This is a genomic window from Acidobacteriota bacterium (assembly GCA_016716905.1).
In the GTDB taxonomy this organism is placed as follows: domain Bacteria; phylum Acidobacteriota; class Vicinamibacteria; order Vicinamibacterales; family SCN-69-37; genus SYFT01.
This window is the reverse complement of sequence record JADJUS010000022.1, coordinates 1,548,025-1,566,214: the sequence shown is the minus strand read 5'-3', so window position 1 is coordinate 1,566,214 and position 18,190 is coordinate 1,548,025. Positions and strand designations below refer to the sequence as shown.

The window sequence follows — 18,190 nt, the reverse complement described above, 5'->3', positions numbered from 1 at the left end:
GCGTTACGCGAGGAACCGTTTCTCTCTTGCCATTTGAAGAAGCCGGGCCAGACGCGCAGACTCCTGCTCGGCCGCCGTGCGGCCGGCTGCCGTGAGCTGGTAGTAGCGGCGTCGCGCGTCTCCGGGCGCCGCGTCCGGAACGGCCGGTGCTTGCTCGATCAGTTTCTGGTCCACCAGCCGGGCTAGGGCGTCATACAAGGTGCTCGCGGTGAGCCGCATCTCACCGCCGGTGCGCTCTCGAATCTCGGCGATGACGGCGTAGCCATGCAGAGGGCCGTCGGCGAGGGATAGCAAAATCTGGAAGACCTGGGGTGTCACGTTGCCTCCGGCCAACGTTATACCGTCGGACGGAGTAAAGTGCAAGTTCCGCGGCCTTGAGGTCCAGGCCGCGCTACGAAATGCGTGTCCTCGTAGGGCGCGCTGGGTCTCAAGCGCGCCGACCTCCGCGGCCTTGAGACCCAGGCCGCGCTACGAAATTCCGGACGAGGCCGCGCCTCGAAATCCGTGTCTTCGTAGGGCGCGCTGAACTTCAAGCGCGCCGGACCCTGGCAAACCTTTCGCCCCATTCAATCGTCCAATGCACAGAAAGAAAGTAGATTGATTATCTACTTATCCATATGAGAAGCTAGTTAATATGCCCGTCGACAACAAGAACCACCTTTCTTTTCTACCACTTACACCGTTCGCCTTCCAGGTATTGCTCGCTTTGGCAGATGGCGCCAGGCACGGCTACGCCATCATCAAAGAGGTCGAAGAGCGGTCAGGGGGAGCGGTCAGGCTCCGGACGGGAACGCTGTACACACTTTTGCAACGGCTGATGGAGCAGGAACTCATCGCCGAACCGGGCCAGGCCAGGGGGCAGGTATCGACCCCAGGACCCCAGGACCCTGGGACTCCGATCAGCGACCTCCGGACCCCGATCAGCGGCACCGCCGGCGGCGCCGACGGCCCCGCCGCCCGCGCCGACTCCCGCCGCCGTTACTACCAGCTGACCACCCTGGGCGACGCGGTGCTCCGCGCCGAGGCCCAACGGCTGGAAGGGCTCATCGGCGACGCTCGGCGCAAACACGTTCTCAGCGACGCGGGCGGAGTGTAACGGTGACCCGCCCGGCTCACGTTCCGCGTGCCGTCGCCGGCGCCGCCCGATGGGTGATGCGCCTTGCGCCTGCGGCGCAACAACGCATGTGGAGCGCCGATGCCGAAGAGACGCTGATGGAGGTGTGTCGTGATGCCCGCGCCACCCGCGGCTGGTGGGGTTTCGCACACACCGTCTGCGCCGAAATCACCGACCTCGCACGCGCATCGGTCAAAGCTCGCGCCGGCATCCCCACGCCAATTACCGGCGGCCACACACCGAACGTTCCTCATCACAAAGGCCGGCCCTTCATGCAGACCCTGTCGCACGACATCCGCCTCGCTGTTCGCAGCCTGCTCGCCAGCCGCGTGCAGTCGGGAATCGCCGTCCTGACGCTCGCCCTTGGCATCGGCGCCAACACCGCCATCTTCAGCGTGATCGACTCGTTGCTGATTCGTCCGATGCCCTTCGCGCAGGCCGATCGGCTTGTCGAGCTCCACAACTTCGCAGAGAAGTCCAAAGTCTCGTTTCCAGGTTTCACACGCGAACTCTTCCGCGAGTGGCAAGGCCAGCGCGACCTGTTCGATCGCTTCGAGGCGTACGACACCGACTCGGTGATTCATCAGGCCTCCGAAGGGGCGCGCTCTGTGAATGCCGCTCTCGTATCGCCCGGACTCCTTGCGATGTTGGGTGTGGCGCCCGCACAAGGCCGGTTGTTCAGCGCAGGCGACGGTCGCCAGGGCACGGACGGGCAGGTGGTGATCAGTGAACGCTTCTGGCGCGAATCCCTTGGCTCGATGAGCGGCGTGATCAACTCCACCCTGGTTCTCAACGCGCGCCCCCACATCGTGATCGGCGTGCTTCCCTCAACGTTCCACTTTCCAAACAAGGCGCAGGACTTGTGGCTCCCGCTCGATATGCAGGAGCCGCCGGCGTGGCGCAGCGCCGGCGCCGAGGTCGTGCCGTTCGCGCGCCTCCAGCCGGGCGTGGCGTTTGAACAAGCCGACGCACGCGTCAAGGAGCGCGGCGGTCGTCTGGTCAAAGCGTCGGGCGGAGATGACGGGATGACCGCCACGTTGCGCTCGCGGCAGAAGATCGGCGACGCACGCACCCGCCAATCACTCGTCGTCCTTGGCGGCGCTGTGGGATTCCTGCTGCTCATTGTTTGCGCCAACATCGCGAACCTCTCGCTCGCACGGACGCTCGCCCGCAGCCGCGACTTCGCCATGCGGTCGGCCCTCGGCGCCAGCCGCCGCGATCTCATCCGAGAGACGGTCGTCGAAAACCTCCTCATTGGCGTGGTGGGATCGGCAGCAGGCCTGGCCGTGGCGTGGGGTGCCCTCGCGCTTTCGGGCGCGCTCATCCCCGAAGAGATGGTGTTTCAGAGCATGAACACGATCGACCTCGACGGGCGCGTGTTGTCATTTGCCGTCATCGCCGGGCTCTTCACCTCGCTGCTCTTTGGTCTGCCGCCGGCCATCATCGGATCCCGCGCCAACGTGCTGGGCGTCCTCCGCCAGGAGTCTCGTTCTTCGGCTGGCTCGGTGGCCTCTCGACGCATTCGTTCCTCTCTGGTGGTGGCTGAGGTGACGATCGCCATCGTGCTGCTTGTTGGCGCGGCGCTGATGGCCAGAAGTTTCCAGAAGCTTCATTCGACCGACCGCGGCTTTGATTCGGATGGCCTGGTCGTGATGAGAGTTGGCTTCCCGTCGGGACCCTACGCAGACGCGGCCGTCCGGGATCGGCTCGTTGATGCCGTACTCACGGAGCTTCGCCGCCTGCCTGATGTGGCGGCCGCCAGCGCCGGCTCCGTCCCACCCGACACGGACGGAATCGCGTTCGCCCAGCTCGAATTTCTGGATCGACCCGGGCAGTTGAGCGATGAGGTGGTGGTGCCCGTCTACAAAGTCTGGCCCGACTACTTCTCCACGATCGGGTTGAGGATTATCGAAGGCCGCACCTTTACCGAAAACGAACCGGCAGCCTCGACCATTGTTTCCCAGAGCTTTGCGAAGAAGTTCTGGCCCGGCCAATCGCCCATCGGCAAAACGTTCCGGTATGCGGAAAGCGCTCGGTCGTTCACCGTCGTCGGCGTCTCGAACGAAGTCCGCCAGTTGAATTTGGACGATGCGGAGGGGGCGTTTGAGTGGTTTCAACCGATGCGGTTGCCCCCGGGCGCGACGGCGCGGCCGCGACCGAATCCGCCGTCGATCATCGAGTACCGCACGTTTGTGGTCAGGGCGGAAAACGTGGCGACGGTGATTCCAACGCTCAGTCAGGCGGCGCATCGGATTGACGGTCGTCTGGTCATCTGGAAAACCAACGTCGTCAACGACCTGTTCGATGAAGCCATTGCGCGGCCTCGGCTCGTGTTGGTTCTGCTGTTGACGTTTGCCGCGATGGGGTTAGGCCTGGCCGTGGCGGGCATTTATGGAGTGTTGTCGTACCTCGTGACGCAGAGGATGCGCGAGATTGGCATTCGGCTCGCACTGGGCGCCAGTCCCGAAGGTGTGTTCAGGCTCATCCTTCGCAACGGCCTCACGCTGACGGTCACAGGGTTGGCGATTGGACTGGTCGCCTCCTATTTCCTTGTGCGGGTGATGCGGACGATTCTCTATGAAGTGGAGCCGTCTGACCCGATCGCAGTGATCGCGGTGTCTGTACTGCTGCTGGTCGCCGCGTCCGTGGCGTGCTGGCGGCCGGCGCGTCGCGCGATGAAAGTGGATCCGGTTAATTTGCTGCGCGAGCAATAACGCGGCTGATGTCGGCCATCAGTTTCGCGCTGACCGCGCGATCAGCAATGCCGCGCGTGAGAATCACCAGCACATAGGGGCGCGCGGCATACACGATGCCCGCGTCGTGATGGATGCGCGTGATCCATCCGGTCTTGTGCGCCACGGGCGTGTCGGCCGGCAGGCCCGCAGGGATGCCGTCATTGAACTTCTGACGCTTCAGGATTTCGATCATCGCCGCGCTGGCCTTCGGGTTCACGGCAGTGCCGCGCCCGATCGCCTCAAAGAGCACCAACAGGCCGCGCGCATCCGTGGTGTTGTTCTTGCCGGCGTCAAAGGCCTTCTGATCTTCGACGCCGCGCATGACCTGCATGCCAACGGCACCCATCGTGTCCACCGTGGCCTGCACGTTTGTCGCCCGCAGGTGTTCGATGAGGATGTTGGTGGCCAGATTGCTGCTGACGGTAATCGACGCATCCACAAGCGCGCGAAGACTCAGCGGCTTACCCATGGCCTTGTACGTTTCGCCGTCGGAGTCCTCCGTGGCTGAGAGGATGTACGGGCTCCCGTCAAAGATGCTCGTGAACTGGTTGGTGACCAGCACTTTGTCGTCGAGTTTGCGCAACCCGTTTTCCACCTGCCGGAATAGCTCGATCATCACCGGCACTTTCATGGTGGAGGCGGCGTGGAACCTCAGGTCGGGGCGAATGAGGATCTCTTCACCCTTCGTGCCGCTTAATGGGCGCCAGGCCACAGCCACTTCGGCGCCGCTTGCCGCGATGAGGGCATCCACCTCGGCCCGAATTTTCGCGAGGTCGATCGCGGCTTGCGCTGCAGCTTCGGGCGGTCTGGGAGTGGGGACCATCTGGCCCACCATGACCCACAACGCGAACGCGACGAGGGTGGCTCGGATCAACACGAGAGGATTCTACTTGCCGCCTCGAAGCGCTGCCAGTTCCCGATCGATCTGATCGCGGATGGACTTGATTCGGCGTTCATCGGTGGCTTCGCTCAGTTCCTTGTAGAGCTTGCGAATGGCCCACCAGCCTGCTGTTTCGCCAAGGCCCCACGCCAGCGCCTTCAGGCCCTCTCCAACATCTGAGTAGTACCGGAGCTTGGGTGTGACGATCCCCAGGAACTCCTGGTGCGTCATGCCCGCGCCTGGCACGGGCCCGAAGCGCAGGTTGAAGTTCTTCGAGAACTCCTTGAACGACGGGCCCCCTGGCGCCACGGTCTCCGTGTAAAAACGCACGCGCCCGTCGTCGATCTTTACGCGGATCGGCCGTTCGAGTGCGGTTTTGATGCGCCCGAGGTCCACGGGCAGATCGGGAGGCGCTTCCTGGATGACGGCTGGGGGAGGGGTGGTGGGAGGGACGGTTTGCGCCGACGCCTGTGACAGCCAGCCCCCGTCTCCAATCAGGAGGAGGAGGAGGATTGGACACAAGAGGGATCGTGCTGCCACGTCATTAGGACGCACACCGCCCTCCCACAGCCTGATCGAAGCAAGTCGAGTGCCACTGAGAAGTGGCCACAAATACTAGGCAGCCGGGTTGATGAGCCCGTCAAGGTTGGCCCATGTGTCCCCATCGAGCAACACCAATGTGTGCAAATACAACTGCACCGCGTCGGCCGGGAATGTGGTCTTGAGCGTTCGCACGGCCTCGGTGAGCCTGGCCTTGTCGGGAGCGGCCACGTCTTCGGCGGTGATCAAACCGTTGTCGTGGGTGATCCCCAGCGCATCAAGGAAGGCGCCCATCATCGGCCGTTCGGCCTCCAGATGGTAGGCAATCAGCGCCCGGGAGGCGACCACGTCCGAGACGTCGTCCATGCCCGCCAGGAGCTTCGCGCGGCGCTCGATCGGCAGCGACGGCACGCTTTTCGGCCTGAAGTTAAGTTTGCGGGCGATGGTCACGATGACCTCCACCTGCTGCTCAACGCCGTGTTCATCGTTCCAGAAGGCGGTGGCGGCAATCAGCCGCTTCTCCGCAGGCAAGTTCTTCCAAAGGGCACTGGGGCGCATGGAGCGATTGTACTTGTTGTCCGGGGTCCAGGGTCCAGGGTCCAGGGTCCATATAAACTTGTCGCTTGTCCGATCGCCTCTTCACCCCACGGTTTTTCGTGATGTGCGCGTACACGTTCACCGTGTTCGTGTCGCTGTTCCAGTTGCTGCCGGCGGCGCCGTATCACGTGCTGGCGCTTGGGGGCACCACGTTTGCGGCGGGGCTGTTTCTTGGATTCCTGACGTACGCGTCTGCGCTCTCGGCGCCGATTACCGGGCAGATCGCGGATCGCCTCGGACATCGCCGCGTCCTGATCGTCGTCAGCCTTGTGCTCGCGGTGTTTTCGATGAGCTACGCGTTCATCACGAATTACCGTGTGTTGCTCGGCTTTGTGTTTGTGCACGGGTTGTTCTGGTCGGGGCTGCTGGCGGCTTCGGGCGCGTATATGACCGCCACGTTGCCTGAAACCCGGCGCGCTGAGGGGCTGGGATATTGGGGATTGTCGTCGGTCACGGCGCTTGCGATCGCGCCGCCATTCGGGTTCTGGGTCTTCAGCTTCGGCTGGGCCACGATGTGTTTTGAGGTGGCCGCGCTGAATCTGATCATGGCGGCCATCGCCTGGCATCTGCCCGATGATCGCGACGAAGCGGCGACGCTCCCTCCCCGGCCCCGCACACTTCAGGATCTCGTGGAGTGGCGCGTGCTCGCGCTGTCCGTGTCCATGGCGCTCATCGCATTCGGATACGGTAGCCTGACCAGCTTTTCAGCCATGTTCGCTGATGAGCTGGGTGTCTCGCCCCGCAGTCTCTTTCTCACGGTGATGGCCTCGGCCATTCTGGTCGGTCGCATCTCGGTGGGTCGTTTCCTCGACAAGATCGGCCACCGGCGCGCGCTGTTGCCGTGCCTGGCCGCCACCGCGCTGGGCATGACGATGCTGGCTTTGGCGAACGGGATCGTGATGTTCTTGCTGGCCGCGCTGGTGTTCGGCGCAGGGTTCGGCCTTGTGTATCCGGCCTACACCGCGTACATCATGAAGCGCATTCCGCAGTGGCGGCGCGGGGCGGCGTTTGGCGCCATGCTCGCGGCCTTTGATACGGGTGTCGGCAGCGGGTCCACGGTGATGGGCGGTCTGATTCACCAACTTGGGTTCCGCCCCGCGTTTGGCATCGCTGCGGCCCTCGCCGTCCTGTCGCTGCCGTATTTCGTGTTTGCGGAAAAACGGATCGGATTCAAGTGATCCAGTTATTCTGTCGGGGTCATCGGAGCGCGTCTTTTTGAAGGTGTCCATTGTCATGAATCTGAAACCACGTTTTCTCGCGCCAGTCCTCGGAATCCTGTTGGTGAGCACGTCATCTGCCCAGCAACAAGTGGCGCCCGCCACCCTTGTGCTCAACAACGGGCGGGTCGTCACGGCTGATGACGCGCGGCCGGTGGCTGAGGCCATCGCGGTGAACGGCGACACGATTGTGGCGCTGGGCACCAACGCCGAGATTGGCCGCTACATCGGGCCGGCAACGCAGGTCATCAATCTGGCGGGACAGACGGCGATTCCCGGATTCATCGAAGGGCACGGCCACTTCACCGGCATTGGCCAGGCGAAGCTGGGCCTGGAACTGATGAACGTCAAGAGCTGGGATGAGATCGTCAAGATGGTGGGCGATGCGGCCGCCAAGGCTCGGCCCGGACAATGGATCATCGGGCGCGGCTGGCATCAGGAGAAGTGGTCGTCAGTACCGCAGCCAAGCGTGGAAGGGTTTCCCACGCATGAGTCGCTCGACAAGGTCTCGCCAAACAATCCCGTGTACCTGACCCATGCCAGCGGTCACGCGTCGTTTGCGAATGCCAAGGCCATGGAGCTGTCGAACCTGACGGCGAAGACCCCGAATCCGGCCGGCGGCGAAATTCTGAAAGACAAAGCGGGGAATCCGACGGGACTTCTTCGCGAAACCGCATCGGGCCTGATTCGACGCGGCGCCGGTCAGCCGGTGCCCACGGCCGAGGAGCGCGAAGCGGAAGGCGAACAGGTCATCGAACTCGCGAACCGCGAGATTCTGTCGAAGGGCGTGACCAGTTTCCAGGATGCCGGCTCGAGCTTTACTGAGGTCGAGCGCTTCAAGCGGATGATTGATGCCGGACGGCTGCAGGCGCGGCTGTGGGTGATGATTCGCGGCGGTGGCAGTCCCGAGCAGTTATCGCGGGGACGTGTGATCGACTACGGCAACAAACACCTGACGGTGCGCGCCATCAAGATCTCGGTGGACGGCGCGCTGGGGTCGCGCGGTGCCTGGCTGCTCGCGCCGTATTCGGATTCAGTCACCAGTTCCGGCCTCGGCCGCGACCTCGAGAATGTGCGGACCACGGCGCAACTCGCGATCGACCACGGCTATCAGTTGTGCCTGCATGCGATCGGCGACCGCGCCAATCGCGAAGTGCTCAACATCTATGAAGAGGCGTTCCGCAAGAACAACCGCAATGGCAAAGACCTGCGCTGGCGCGTGGAGCATGCGCAGCACATCCATCGCAATGACATTCCGCGGTTCGGCCAACTCGGCGTTATCGCCGCGATGCAGGGCATTCACGCCACGTCCGACGCGCCATACGTGACGGCGCGCCTGGGCGCCGAGCGCGCGGAAGAAGGCGCCTACGTGTGGCAGAAGCTGATGAAGTCAGGCGGCATGGTGATCAACGGCACCGACGCGCCGGTGGAGGACGTGGATCCGATCGCGAGTTATTACGCCACGGTCACCCGCAAGGTGGCGGATGGTTCGGTGTTCTTCCCCGATCAGCGGATGTCGCGTATTGAAGGACTCAAGTCCTACACACTCTGGGCCGCCTACGGCGCGTTCGAAGAAAACACCAAGGGGTCACTGACGCCAGGCAAACTCGCGGACATCGTGGTGCTCTCGAAAGACATCACTACTGTTCCAGACGACGAAATCCGCCAAGCGAAAGTCGTGTATACGATCGTGGGAGGCAGAGTCGTATACAGATAGTTAGGAACTGGCGGAACTGGCGGAACTGGCGGAACTGGCGGAACTGGCGGAACTGGCGGAAGTGACGGAACTGCGGAGTCAGTTCCGCCATTTCCTCAGTTCCGCCAGTTCAGTCAGTCTCTTCAGGCTCCGACGGGTTGCGCGTCGTTCTTCCGGGCGTTCGGGCCGGACCCGCGCCTGGACCCCTGGACCCCGACCGCCATCACGACCCCGGGACCCCCTGGACCCTGGACCCTGGACGCCTGAAGAACCGGGCCGGCCTCCGGGGCGGCCTCCTCCGAAACCGCCGCCGGGGCCACCCACAGGCGCGCTGACGTGCAGCTTCACCTGTTCCATGACGCGCTTGCAGGCTGCCTTGAACCTGGCTTCGAGCGCGTGTGTGTCTTCGCTTGGCACCGGAGCAATCCGCTGCCACGCATCCTGAGCTTCCTCAACCGTTTCGCCCGCGGCGCGCCACTTCGAATCGTCGGCGCGGTGGCCCATGGCGTTACTGGCCAGCGCTGAGCGCAACCGCTCGGCCAGCAGTTCCGTGGCCGACTTGTTGGATGCCACGGCCGGCTTCTCTTCCTTGATGAGCGCCTCAACCTTGGCGATGAGTTTCTCCATGCGTTCATGGATGGCCGCCGGGTCAAGATCGGTGCCCGCAAACGCGGCCGGCCACTTGGCGACGAGTGTGGCCAGTGCTGCCTTCCAGCGTCCGTGCAGATCCTTCATCTCGGGGCTGACCACAACTGGCGCCTTCGAAATGGTGGTGCGCAGTGTCTGCACCTGGGCTGCCAGGTCTTCAGGCGCCTCTTCGACGGCCGCCAACGTCTCGAGCGCCACGACGAGCGCCACGTGTTCGGCGATCTTCTCCGCCGCGGCGATCTGGTGCCGGTTGTGGTACCGCTCAAAGAACTTGTCGGCCGCAGACCGGAAACGGGTCCAGATCACTTCGCTCTTGTTGTGGCGCACGGGGCCGATGGTCTTCCAGTCGGCCTGCAGCTTCTTCATCTCGGAAGACGCGGCATCCCACTCGGTGGACTCAGCCAATTCCTCTGCGCGTACGCACAGCGCCTCTTTGCGCGCGAGGTTTTCGGCCCACTCCTTCTTCTTGGACATCAGGTCGTCGCGCCGTTGCGTGAAGAACGTGTTGCACGCGGCACGGAATCGCTGCGCCAGATCGCGGGCGGCATCGCGCGGAACGGGGCCCGTATCCTGCCACGCCTTCTGAAGTTCCTGGAACTTCGCGGCGGTCTTGGCCCAGTCGGTTGATGTGGCGAGTGCCTCGGCCTGCTCCACAAGCGCGGCCTTGGCCGCCACATTGGCCCCGCGTTCCTCGCGCAACTTGGCGAAGTAGATTTCGCACCGGCTGCGAATGAAGTCGGTGGCGGTCTTGAAGCGATCCCACAGCCGCTGCGCCGAGTGGCGCGGCGCGTCGGCCACTTCCTGCCAGCGCAGGTGGAACTCGCGCAGTGCTTTCGCCGTGGCGGCCAGCTCCGCAGTTTTGCCGGCCTCTTCTTCGGCCTTGAGCGACGCCACGATGGCTTCGGCCATCGCGATGAGCTGCTCCTGCTGCTGCGCGTTGGCGAAGCGGCGCCAGTCGTCCATGTCGCGCAGATGCTTCACGCGCGGCGCAACCGTTTCCTGTTGCACGCGCAGCGCGGCAATGGCCTCGGTCACTTCCTTCGTGTGATCGCCCGAACCCGCTTCTTCAAGCGCGGTCATCACATCGCGCAATACGCGTTCACCCTCGCGCAACGTGATCGTTTCGGATTCGGCTGTGCGCTTCGCGCGTTCGGCCAGGCGCTGGAGCTTCACGGCCAGATCGAGCTTCGACTTCTCCGCCGCTTCGCGTACCGCCGCCTCACGCGCTTCGAACGCGCGTGAGACGACGGCCAGGCGATCCGCCAGGTCAGTGGCAGGGCGCGACGCGTCGGCAAGTGTGGCCACCATCGCGCGAGCGTCGCGCGACAGGGCCTGCCAACGGCCGTCAGCTGCCTCATCTCCCTGTGCGGGCAGGGCTTCAGCCTCAACTACGAGCGTCTCGAGCGAGGCACGGGTCTCTTGCAGGGCGGCGCCGAGGGCGTGCCGCTTGCGGCAGGCGCCGACGGCCTGCGCAAATCGTGAGGCCAGCTGATCCGCCTCGCGGCCATTCCCCACCAGCGGCGTGAGCTGCGCCCACTCTTCTTCGATCGGGACGAGCTGTTCGATGATGTCGTCGCCTTCGATCGTTTCCACACGCTGGCAGAGCGCTTCGCGGCTGGCGAGCGCCTCACCGCGCCGGCGGGCCTTCTCTTCCGCGGCTTCAATTTCATTGCGGCGCTGCGTGATGCGCGCGCGTGCGGCTTCTTCGCCGGCCGTGAATCGCCGCGCTGCGGCCGCATCGGGCCCCGACAGGGCCTGCCACGCTGCGCTGATACGCGTCAGGTCGGCGTCCGCGCGGTCGGGATCTGAAATGTCTGTCAGGCTTTCGACGGTGTCGCAGAGCAGCGCCTCCTGGCGCCGCAGCTCTTCTTCGGCCGCCCGGCGTGCGTTTTCTGCCTCTTCAATCGCCTGCAGCATCGTCTTTGCGCGACGCGCCACGGCTTTCTGCTGCGACCGGGATTCAATCGTCTTGAGCAGGGCCGCGTCTTCGGCCAGTGGTGTGGAGGCCGTGGCGGCCAGGCGATCAAATGCCGCCAGCGCCACATCCTTGTGGGCACTGTTGAGCGTGGTGTCGAGCAATTCGTCGGTCGAGGTCAGCCGCGCGCAGGCCGCAAGGGCCGTGCTTTCAACCTTGGCCTGGCGGGCCACGCCGCCGAGCGATCGTTCGTCGGACAGCCGGCTCAGGGCCACTTCGCGAACGGCGTCGGCCGCCGCGCTCTTGGCCAACGTTGACAGGCGCCTGTTGTCGGTCAGCAGACGGGCTGCTGCCGTCGAAATGGTGGGATCAGCAGGGTCGGTAGCAATTCCCAGCAGGCGATCCGCTGCGGCATCCTTGATGGCCTGGTCTGCATCAGTTGTGGTCACACGCCCAAGAACAGCCGGGTCGGTCACGAGGTCAATGGCCGCGCGCCGGACTTTGGCGTCCGGGTCGCCTTCCGCGATGGCCGCCAACTCAACGGCGTCGGTCAGTTCGCGAAGCGCCTCGAGCCTGATGGCGGGGTCAGCGTGTTTCCAACGGGGTTGCGGCTTGAGTTTATCGAGGATGCCCACGCCTTCCCTATAAGGAAAGGCCGTGCCGTACTGGGGCCGCTCACTCGGTCGATCCCGTACAGGCGCCGTGTCCGTTTCGATTCAACCAGTTACGGCAGGTACTCGGGGGGACATCGCAAACGGCCTACGACCCGTTAATCCGGGTGCCTGAATCCGGCGATCCAACAGAGTGGACCTCCGACAGGCTCAGGGCAGCTGGCTTGGATCAGATGCCCTCGAGTTGGGTCACCAATCGGTCGAGTTGCTCAACAACGGCGGCCACGGTGTCCGGTTCCGACAGGTCGATTCCGGCCTTGGCGAGCTGCTTCATCGGATGGTCATTACCCCCAGAAGAGAGCAATTCGATGTATCTCGTCCGCGCCGCCTCCCGGTCACCAGGGGCGCCGGCCATCAGCGTTTTGGACAACTTCGCCGCCGAGGCGAAACACGTGGCGTATTGGTAGACGTAAAAGGGCGAGTTGTAAAAGTGCGGAATCCGGGCCCAGGTGATCGGGGTCAGTTCCTCAAGGCTCACGGCATCGCCGTAGTAGGCCTCGCACAATTCCTTGTACACGGCGTTGAGCACGTCAGCCGTCACGGGCTCGTCGCGTTCCACCCGTCGATGGACCTGCAATTCGAAGTCCGCGAACATGACCTGGGTGTAAAAAGTGCTCGTGATGTTGTCGATGGCGTGCTGGAGCAGCACCGACCGCTCGGCGTCACTTCCGGTCCGCTCCAGCATGTGATCGAGGAGCAAGGCTTCGTTCAGTGTGGACGCCACTTCGGCCACGAAGATGGTGTAGTCGGCATACACAAACGGCTGGGTTTCGTGCGAAAGCATCGTGTGCATCGAATGGCCCATCTCATGCGCCATCGTGAACACGTCGTCCAGCGTTTCGTTCCAGTTCATCAGCATGTACGGGTGTTTGCCGTAGACGCTCGCGGAGTAGGCGCCGCTGCGTTTGCCGTCGTTTTCGAAGACGTCGATCCAGCGTTCTGAGAATCCGCGGCGCATGCGCGCCTGGTAGTCGGCGCCAAGCGGCGCCACCGCCTCCACGATAGGAGAGGCCACGGTGGAGTAGTCGTAGCGCTGATCCCACTCCACGACCGGGATCGAGAAGTCGTAAGGGTAATAACGTTCGAGCTTCAGGCGTTCGCGCCGCAGCCGGTGATACCGGCGCATCGGCTCCACACCCGCGCGTGCGGCCGCGATGAGGTTCTCCACCACGGCGGCGGGAATGGCATTGCCGTGCAGTGCGGCGTCCAGGCTGCTGGCGTAGCCCCGGGCGCGCGCCTGGAACCAGTTGCGCTGGCAGACGCTGTGATACAGCGAGGCGTATGTGTTGATGTTGGCCGCGTAGGTGCCGTAGTGCGCGAGAAACGCCAGGCGCCGGTCGGCCTGATTGCGGTTGCCCGCCAGCACCGCACGGTATTGGCCGTACGACATCTTGACCGTCTCGCCCGTGCTCAGGGTCACGTCCGGGAACTTCGCGTCCGCTGTGGACAACGCGCTGTATGCCTCATTCGGCGCGGCGTTCACCCGAGTGGCCAGTGACAACAGGCGTTCGCCGGCCTCGTCCAGTACATGCTCCTGCTGCCGGTACACCTCTTCTATCGCGAAGCGGTACAGGGCCAGATCCGGATTCGCTTCCATCCAGCCGCGAACGGTGGCGAGGGGGATGGTGAGCAGTTCGGGGCTGAACCACGACGTGACCTGCTGCCACCGGGCAAACAGCGCCTCGATAGTCTGGCGCCTGGCGTTGATGTCGTTGTCGCGCTGGTCCTCGTCGTACTTGAGCGATGGAAAGTAATACACCGTGTGCGCCAGCTTGCCCAGCGCGTCACTTTGCCTGAAGGCCGTCAACAGTTGCTCAGGCCCCTGCCCAAGCGTGCCCTTGAGCGCCGCATATTCATCGATCTTGAGCTCAAGTTGGCCACGGTCGGCTTCCCAAGCCTGCCAATCGGGGTAAATGTCGGCCAGGTTCCAGGTGTATTCCACTGGGATGTCGGCCCGATTGCGGCTCTTCACGGCGGCGGTGGTCATGGTCCCCCGATCATACCTGCCGGGCTATAATCCTGACTCTTTCGTGCTCCCGGTTCTGGAGGTTGAATGTTGAGGCATCTTCGATTCGTTGGGTTGTCCGCGCTGGTTCTCGGCGTGGCGTTTTCGGGTTCCATTGGTGGGCAGTTGACGGCGCAGTCCGCCCCGGCTGACCCGCTCGACAGCCTGCACTTCAGGTCGATTGGACCGGCCACCATGTCGGGCCGCATTTCGGATCTGGCGGTGTACGAAAAGAATCCGGCGATCTACTACGTCGCCACGGCCCATGGCGGCGTGTGGAAAACCACCAGCAATGGTGCCACCTACGAAGCCCAGTTCCAGGATCAGGGCCTGATGTCCATCGGAGACGTCGCGGTTTCGCAGTCGAATCCGGATCTGGTCTGGATTGGCACCGGCGAGTCGAACAACCGCCAGAGCACGTCGTGGGGCAACGGCGTCTACAAGTCCATCGACGGTGGCCAGACCTGGAAGCACATGGGCCTGCCCACCTCGTACCACATCAACCGCATCGTGATGCACCCCACCAACGACAACGTCGTGTTCGTGGCGGCCACGGGCTCGCTCTGGGGCCCCGGCGGTGACCGCGGCGTCTACAAGACCACCGATGGTGGCGCCACGTGGAAGCTCGTGCTCAAAGGTGATGCCGACACCGGCGCCAACGACCTGGTCATCGCCGATGCCAATCCCAATATCATGTTCGCCACCATGTATCAGCGGCGCCGTTCGCAGTGCTGCATGAACGGCGGCGGTCCCGGCAGCGGCGTGTTCAAGTCCACCGACGGCGGCGAGACCTGGGCTCGCGTTGAAGGCGGACTGCCGACGGGCCCGATGGGCCGTATCGCCGTGGACGCGTATCGCGCGTCAGCCAACATCGTGTACGCGCTCGTTGAGGGCCAGGGCCCGGCCGGTGCCGGTGATGGCGGCCGCGGCGGTGGCCGTGGCGCGGGTGCAGGCGCAGGCGGCGCGGCTGGTGCGGCGGGCGCTCCGGCGCCGGCGGCCAGTTCGAATCCGACAGGTCTCTATCGGTCCGACGACGGCGGTGCGTCGTGGAAGCAGGTGAGCAACGTCAATCCGCGGCCGATGTATTTCAGCCAGCTGCGGATCGATCCCAGCAACCCCGACCGCATCTACATGGGCGGCGTCGGGATGCAGATGAGCATCGACGGCGGCCGCACATTCCAGACCGACGCGGCGCAGGCCATCCACGACGACATCCATGCAATCTGGATCAATCCGGCGAACCCCAACCACATCCTGATCGGTGGCGACGGTGGCGTCGCGATTTCCTACGACATGAGCAAGACGTGGTTCCAGCACAACAACCTGCCGCTGGCGCTCTACTACCACGTGAGTGTGGACATGGCCACGCCTTACAACGTGTGCGGCGGCCTGCAGGACAACTACAACTGGTGCGGACCAAGTGCCACGCGCTTTACGCGCGGCATCCTCAACAGCGACTTCTATCAGGTGCAGGGCGGCGACGGCTTCGTGGTGCTCGTTGATCCCCTCAACCCCAACATCGTCTACAGCGAATCGCAGGACGGCAACATCCAGCGCAAGAACGCAGAGACGGGTGAATCCCGCAACATCCGCCCGACGTTTGCGAACACCGATCCGCCGGCGGCTGACGGCGCGCTGCCGTTCCGGTTCAACTGGGACACCGCGCTCATCCTCTCGCCCAACGAGAACGGGACGATCCTTGCGGCGGCCAACAAGGTCTTCAAGTCCAGTGACCGTGGCGACTCATGGTCGGTCATCAGTCCTGACCTGACGATGAATGCCGACAGGAACGAGATTGCCATCATGGGCCTGCGCGGCAACGAAATCCGCATCGCGCGCAACGACGGCATCGTGTCGTGGGGCACGATTGTGTCGCTCGCCGAATCACCGAAGCAGGCCGGCGTCTATTACACCGGCACAGACGACGGTGTGGTGAGTGTGTCGAAGGATGCGGGCAAGACGTGGACGCGCGTCACGGCGAACATTCCCGGCTTCCCGGCGGGTGCGTGGGTGTCGGAAGTGGTGCCGTCGCGGTTTGATGCCGGCACGGTCTACGTCACCGTGGACGCGCATCGGCTGAACGACTTCAAGACCTACATGTGGGTGAGCAACGACTTTGGCGCCACGTTCCGATCCGTGAACGCCAACCTCAGCACCGAAGTGGTGAAGACGCTGACCGAAGACACGAAGAACGCCGATGTGCTGTACATCGGCACCGAGACGGGTCTGTTCGCTTCGCTGGATCGCGGCAAGAGCTGGCGCCGGATCAAGGGCAACCTTCCGACGGTGCGCATCGACGAGATCACGATTCACCCGCGCGACAACGCGATGATTCTGGCCACGCACGGCCGGTCGATCTGGATTCTCGATCACCTCGAACCCATCCAGGAATTCGCGGCAACGCAGGCTTCCGCGTCTGATGCCACGTTGTTCTCCATCGGCCCGGCGCTGCAGTGGCGTTCGAAGGACCATCAGAACGACGAGTTCTGGGGTCATCACTTCTTCGCCGGTGAGAATCCGCCGACCGACGCGGTGATTCAGTTCCACCTGAAGAAGCCCGTGGGCGCGTTGTCATTGAAGATCACTGACGCGCTTGGCAAAGACGTTCGCACCATTGCGATTCCAGCCGCGCGCAACGTGGCGGGCATCCAGAGCGTGTGCTGGGACATGCGGGTGGACCCGGCGCCGACGGTGGTGACGGCTCCGGGTGGCGCGCCTGGCGGCGGTCGTCAGGGCGGCGGACCGGGTGGACGTGCGGGCGGCGGTGGCGCAGTGCCCGGAGTGCCGGCGCCCCAGCCACCCTCAGGCGTTGATCCCACCAACCCCTGCGGCGGTGGTGGTGGCGGCTTCGGTGGCGGTGGCGCGAACCAGGGGCCCCTGGTGTTGCCAGGCACGTTCAACGTGTCGCTCCTCGTTGACGGCAAGTCGGTGGGCACCAAACCCATGCGCGTGGTGCTTGACCCGGCCAACCAGCTCAGCGACACCCAGCGCAAGCGTTACTACGACATCGTGATGGATCTGCATCAGATGCAGACGCGCGGTGTGGAAGCGGCGCGCGCCGTCATGCCGCTGCATACGCAGATGACCGACCTGGCCGGCAAGATCTCCGGCATGGCCAATGTGCCTGACGCGGTCAAGACGCAGTTTGCGGCGGTGCAGAAGGAATGGGACACCGTGCGCGTCAAGTTCGGTGTGCCTCCGGCAATTGGCGCGCCCGGCGGTGGCCGCGGTGGTGGCGGCGGCGCCCCCGCCAACTCGCCCGACATCGTCGGCAAGGCGGGCAACGTGAAGGGCCAGATCATGTCGTTTTACGACATGCCCAGCACCTCGCTGATGAATCAGTACGCGGACGTTCGCCTGACGCTGCCGAAGGCGATTGTTGAACTCAATGCGTTCCTGGCCAGGGCGACGTCGCTCAGCCAGGCGCTGGCGAAGAACGGCGTGACACTGACGGTTCCTCCGGCCGTGAAGTGATCACGGAGCTCGTTCCTGCAACAGTCCACGGCCGCGTCCTCATCGACAACGATGAGGGCGCGGCCGTTTCTTCGCGTGTGCTTGTGGCTTTCCACGGCTACGGCCAGTCGGCCGAGGACATGCTCGAGGAGTTGCGCCGCATTCCAGGCGCGGACCAGTGGACGCGCGTGTCGATTCAGGCGCTCAATCGGTTCTACACACGCGGCGACGCGAAGGTGGTGGCGAACTGGATGACGCGCGAGGACCGCGAGCAGGCCATCGCCGACAACATCGCGTACGTGAATTCAGCCATTCAGCACATCAGCACGGCAGCACCCAGCACCCGAGCACTTGTTTTCGTGGGTTTTTCGCAAGGCGTCGCCATGGCGTATCGCGCGGCGCTGCTGGGCGCGCGGCCCGTGGCTGGCATCATCGCGCTCGCGGGCGACATCCCGCCCGAACTGAGAACCGACGTCGCCCATCGCCACCCCTGGCCGAAGGTCCTGATTGGCGTGGGGCACCTGGAGCAGTGGTACTCGAGCGACAAGGTGGAGCAGGACGAGGCGTTCCTGGCCGCCCGCGGTGTAGAGCATTCCGTGGTGCGGTTCAAGGGCGGGCATGAGTGGACTGAGGAGTTTCGGACCGCCGCTGGTTCATTTCTCGGCGCTGTCACTTAGGAACTGGGGAAGTTAGGAACTGGGGAACTTAGGAAATTAGGA

General features: G+C 64.0%; 12 protein-coding genes. 6 read left to right on the top strand and 6 right to left on the bottom strand.

Translation table 11 applies throughout. From position 1 onward, the window contains the following. Nucleotides 1-3: 3 nt before the first annotated feature. On the bottom strand, nucleotides 4-318 hold the full coding sequence (locus IPL75_22855; protein MBK9243035.1) for a helix-turn-helix transcriptional regulator: 315 nt from the start codon (nucleotides 316-318) through the stop codon (nucleotides 4-6). 316 nt (nucleotides 319-634) lie between these two features. On the opposite strand from IPL75_22855, the gene IPL75_22850 reads away from it, so the two are divergent. Continuing rightward, the gene (locus tag IPL75_22850) at nucleotides 635-1,096 is read left to right on the top strand and encodes a helix-turn-helix transcriptional regulator (GenBank protein ID MBK9243034.1); all 462 of its coding nucleotides are present in this window, start codon (nucleotides 635-637) and stop codon (nucleotides 1,094-1,096) included. A 2-nt stretch (nucleotides 1,097-1,098) separates the two neighbouring features. Next, nucleotides 1,099-3,828: an ABC transporter permease gene (locus tag IPL75_22845; GenBank protein MBK9243033.1), complete on the top strand. Its 2,730-nt coding sequence runs from the start codon at nucleotides 1,099-1,101 to the stop codon at nucleotides 3,826-3,828. Here the strand turns inward: IPL75_22845 and IPL75_22840 are convergent. From IPL75_22840 to IPL75_22830, 3 genes are all read right to left on the bottom strand, one after another. Continuing rightward, nucleotides 3,806-4,567: a serine hydrolase gene (locus IPL75_22840; GenBank protein ID MBK9243032.1), complete on the bottom strand. Its 762-nt coding sequence runs from the start codon at nucleotides 4,565-4,567 to the stop codon at nucleotides 3,806-3,808. The genes IPL75_22845 and IPL75_22840 overlap by 23 nt on opposite strands. 168 nt (nucleotides 4,568-4,735) lie before the next feature. Then, entirely contained in the window at nucleotides 4,736-5,269 is a 534-nt protein-coding gene (locus IPL75_22835; GenBank protein MBK9243031.1) for a hypothetical protein, read from the bottom strand. 75 nt (nucleotides 5,270-5,344) lie between these two features. Beyond that, nucleotides 5,345-5,827 carry a hypothetical protein gene (locus tag IPL75_22830; protein MBK9243030.1) on the bottom strand — a complete coding sequence of 161 codons (483 nt, stop codon included), beginning with the start codon at nucleotides 5,825-5,827 and terminating at the stop codon, nucleotides 5,345-5,347. 65 nt (nucleotides 5,828-5,892) lie between these two features. On the opposite strand from IPL75_22830, the gene IPL75_22825 reads away from it, so the two are divergent. Continuing rightward, nucleotides 5,893-7,044 carry an MFS transporter gene (locus IPL75_22825; protein ID MBK9243029.1) on the top strand — a complete coding sequence of 384 codons (1,152 nt, stop codon included), beginning with the start codon at nucleotides 5,893-5,895 and terminating at the stop codon, nucleotides 7,042-7,044. Between the two features lie 55 nt (nucleotides 7,045-7,099). Beyond that, nucleotides 7,100-8,800 (top strand): amidohydrolase, encoded by a 1,701-nt coding sequence (locus tag IPL75_22820; GenBank protein ID MBK9243028.1) that lies wholly within the window; start codon nucleotides 7,100-7,102, stop codon nucleotides 8,798-8,800. A gap of 78 nt (nucleotides 8,801-8,878) precedes the next feature. On the opposite strand, the gene IPL75_22815 is transcribed toward IPL75_22820, so the two are convergent. Beyond that, nucleotides 8,879-11,977: a DUF349 domain-containing protein gene (locus tag IPL75_22815; GenBank protein MBK9243027.1), complete on the bottom strand. Its 3,099-nt coding sequence runs from the start codon at nucleotides 11,975-11,977 to the stop codon at nucleotides 8,879-8,881. A gap of 205 nt (nucleotides 11,978-12,182) precedes the next feature. Then, nucleotides 12,183-14,000, bottom strand: a complete 1,818-nt coding sequence (gene pepF, locus IPL75_22810) for an oligoendopeptidase F (GenBank protein MBK9243026.1) — start codon at nucleotides 13,998-14,000, stop codon at nucleotides 12,183-12,185. A 66-nt stretch (nucleotides 14,001-14,066) separates the two neighbouring features. Here pepF and IPL75_22805 point away from each other — a divergent pair, with 66 nt between their 5' ends. Both IPL75_22805 and IPL75_22800 read left to right on the top strand, forming a co-directional pair. Further along, nucleotides 14,067-17,492: a hypothetical protein gene (locus tag IPL75_22805; protein MBK9243025.1), complete on the top strand. Its 3,426-nt coding sequence runs from the start codon at nucleotides 14,067-14,069 to the stop codon at nucleotides 17,490-17,492. Continuing rightward, nucleotides 17,489-18,148 (top strand): phospholipase, encoded by a 660-nt coding sequence (locus tag IPL75_22800; protein MBK9243024.1) that lies wholly within the window; start codon nucleotides 17,489-17,491, stop codon nucleotides 18,146-18,148. Before IPL75_22805 ends, IPL75_22800 begins: the two co-directional genes overlap by 4 nt. The last annotated feature ends 42 nt before the right edge of the window (nucleotides 18,149-18,190 follow it).

Coding starts and splice junctions, on each gene's coding strand:
- pepF (MBK9243026.1), bottom strand. CDS start 14,000: ATGACCACCGCCGCCGTGAAGAGCCGCAATCGGGCCGACATCCCAGTG.
- IPL75_22805 (MBK9243025.1), top strand. CDS start 14,067: ATGTTGAGGCATCTTCGATTCGTTGGGTTGTCCGCGCTGGTTCTCGGC.
- IPL75_22820 (MBK9243028.1), top strand. CDS start 7,100: ATGAATCTGAAACCACGTTTTCTCGCGCCAGTCCTCGGAATCCTGTTG.
- IPL75_22830 (MBK9243030.1), bottom strand. CDS start 5,827: ATGCGCCCCAGTGCCCTTTGGAAGAACTTGCCTGCGGAGAAGCGGCTG.
- IPL75_22850 (MBK9243034.1), top strand. CDS start 635: ATGCCCGTCGACAACAAGAACCACCTTTCTTTTCTACCACTTACACCG.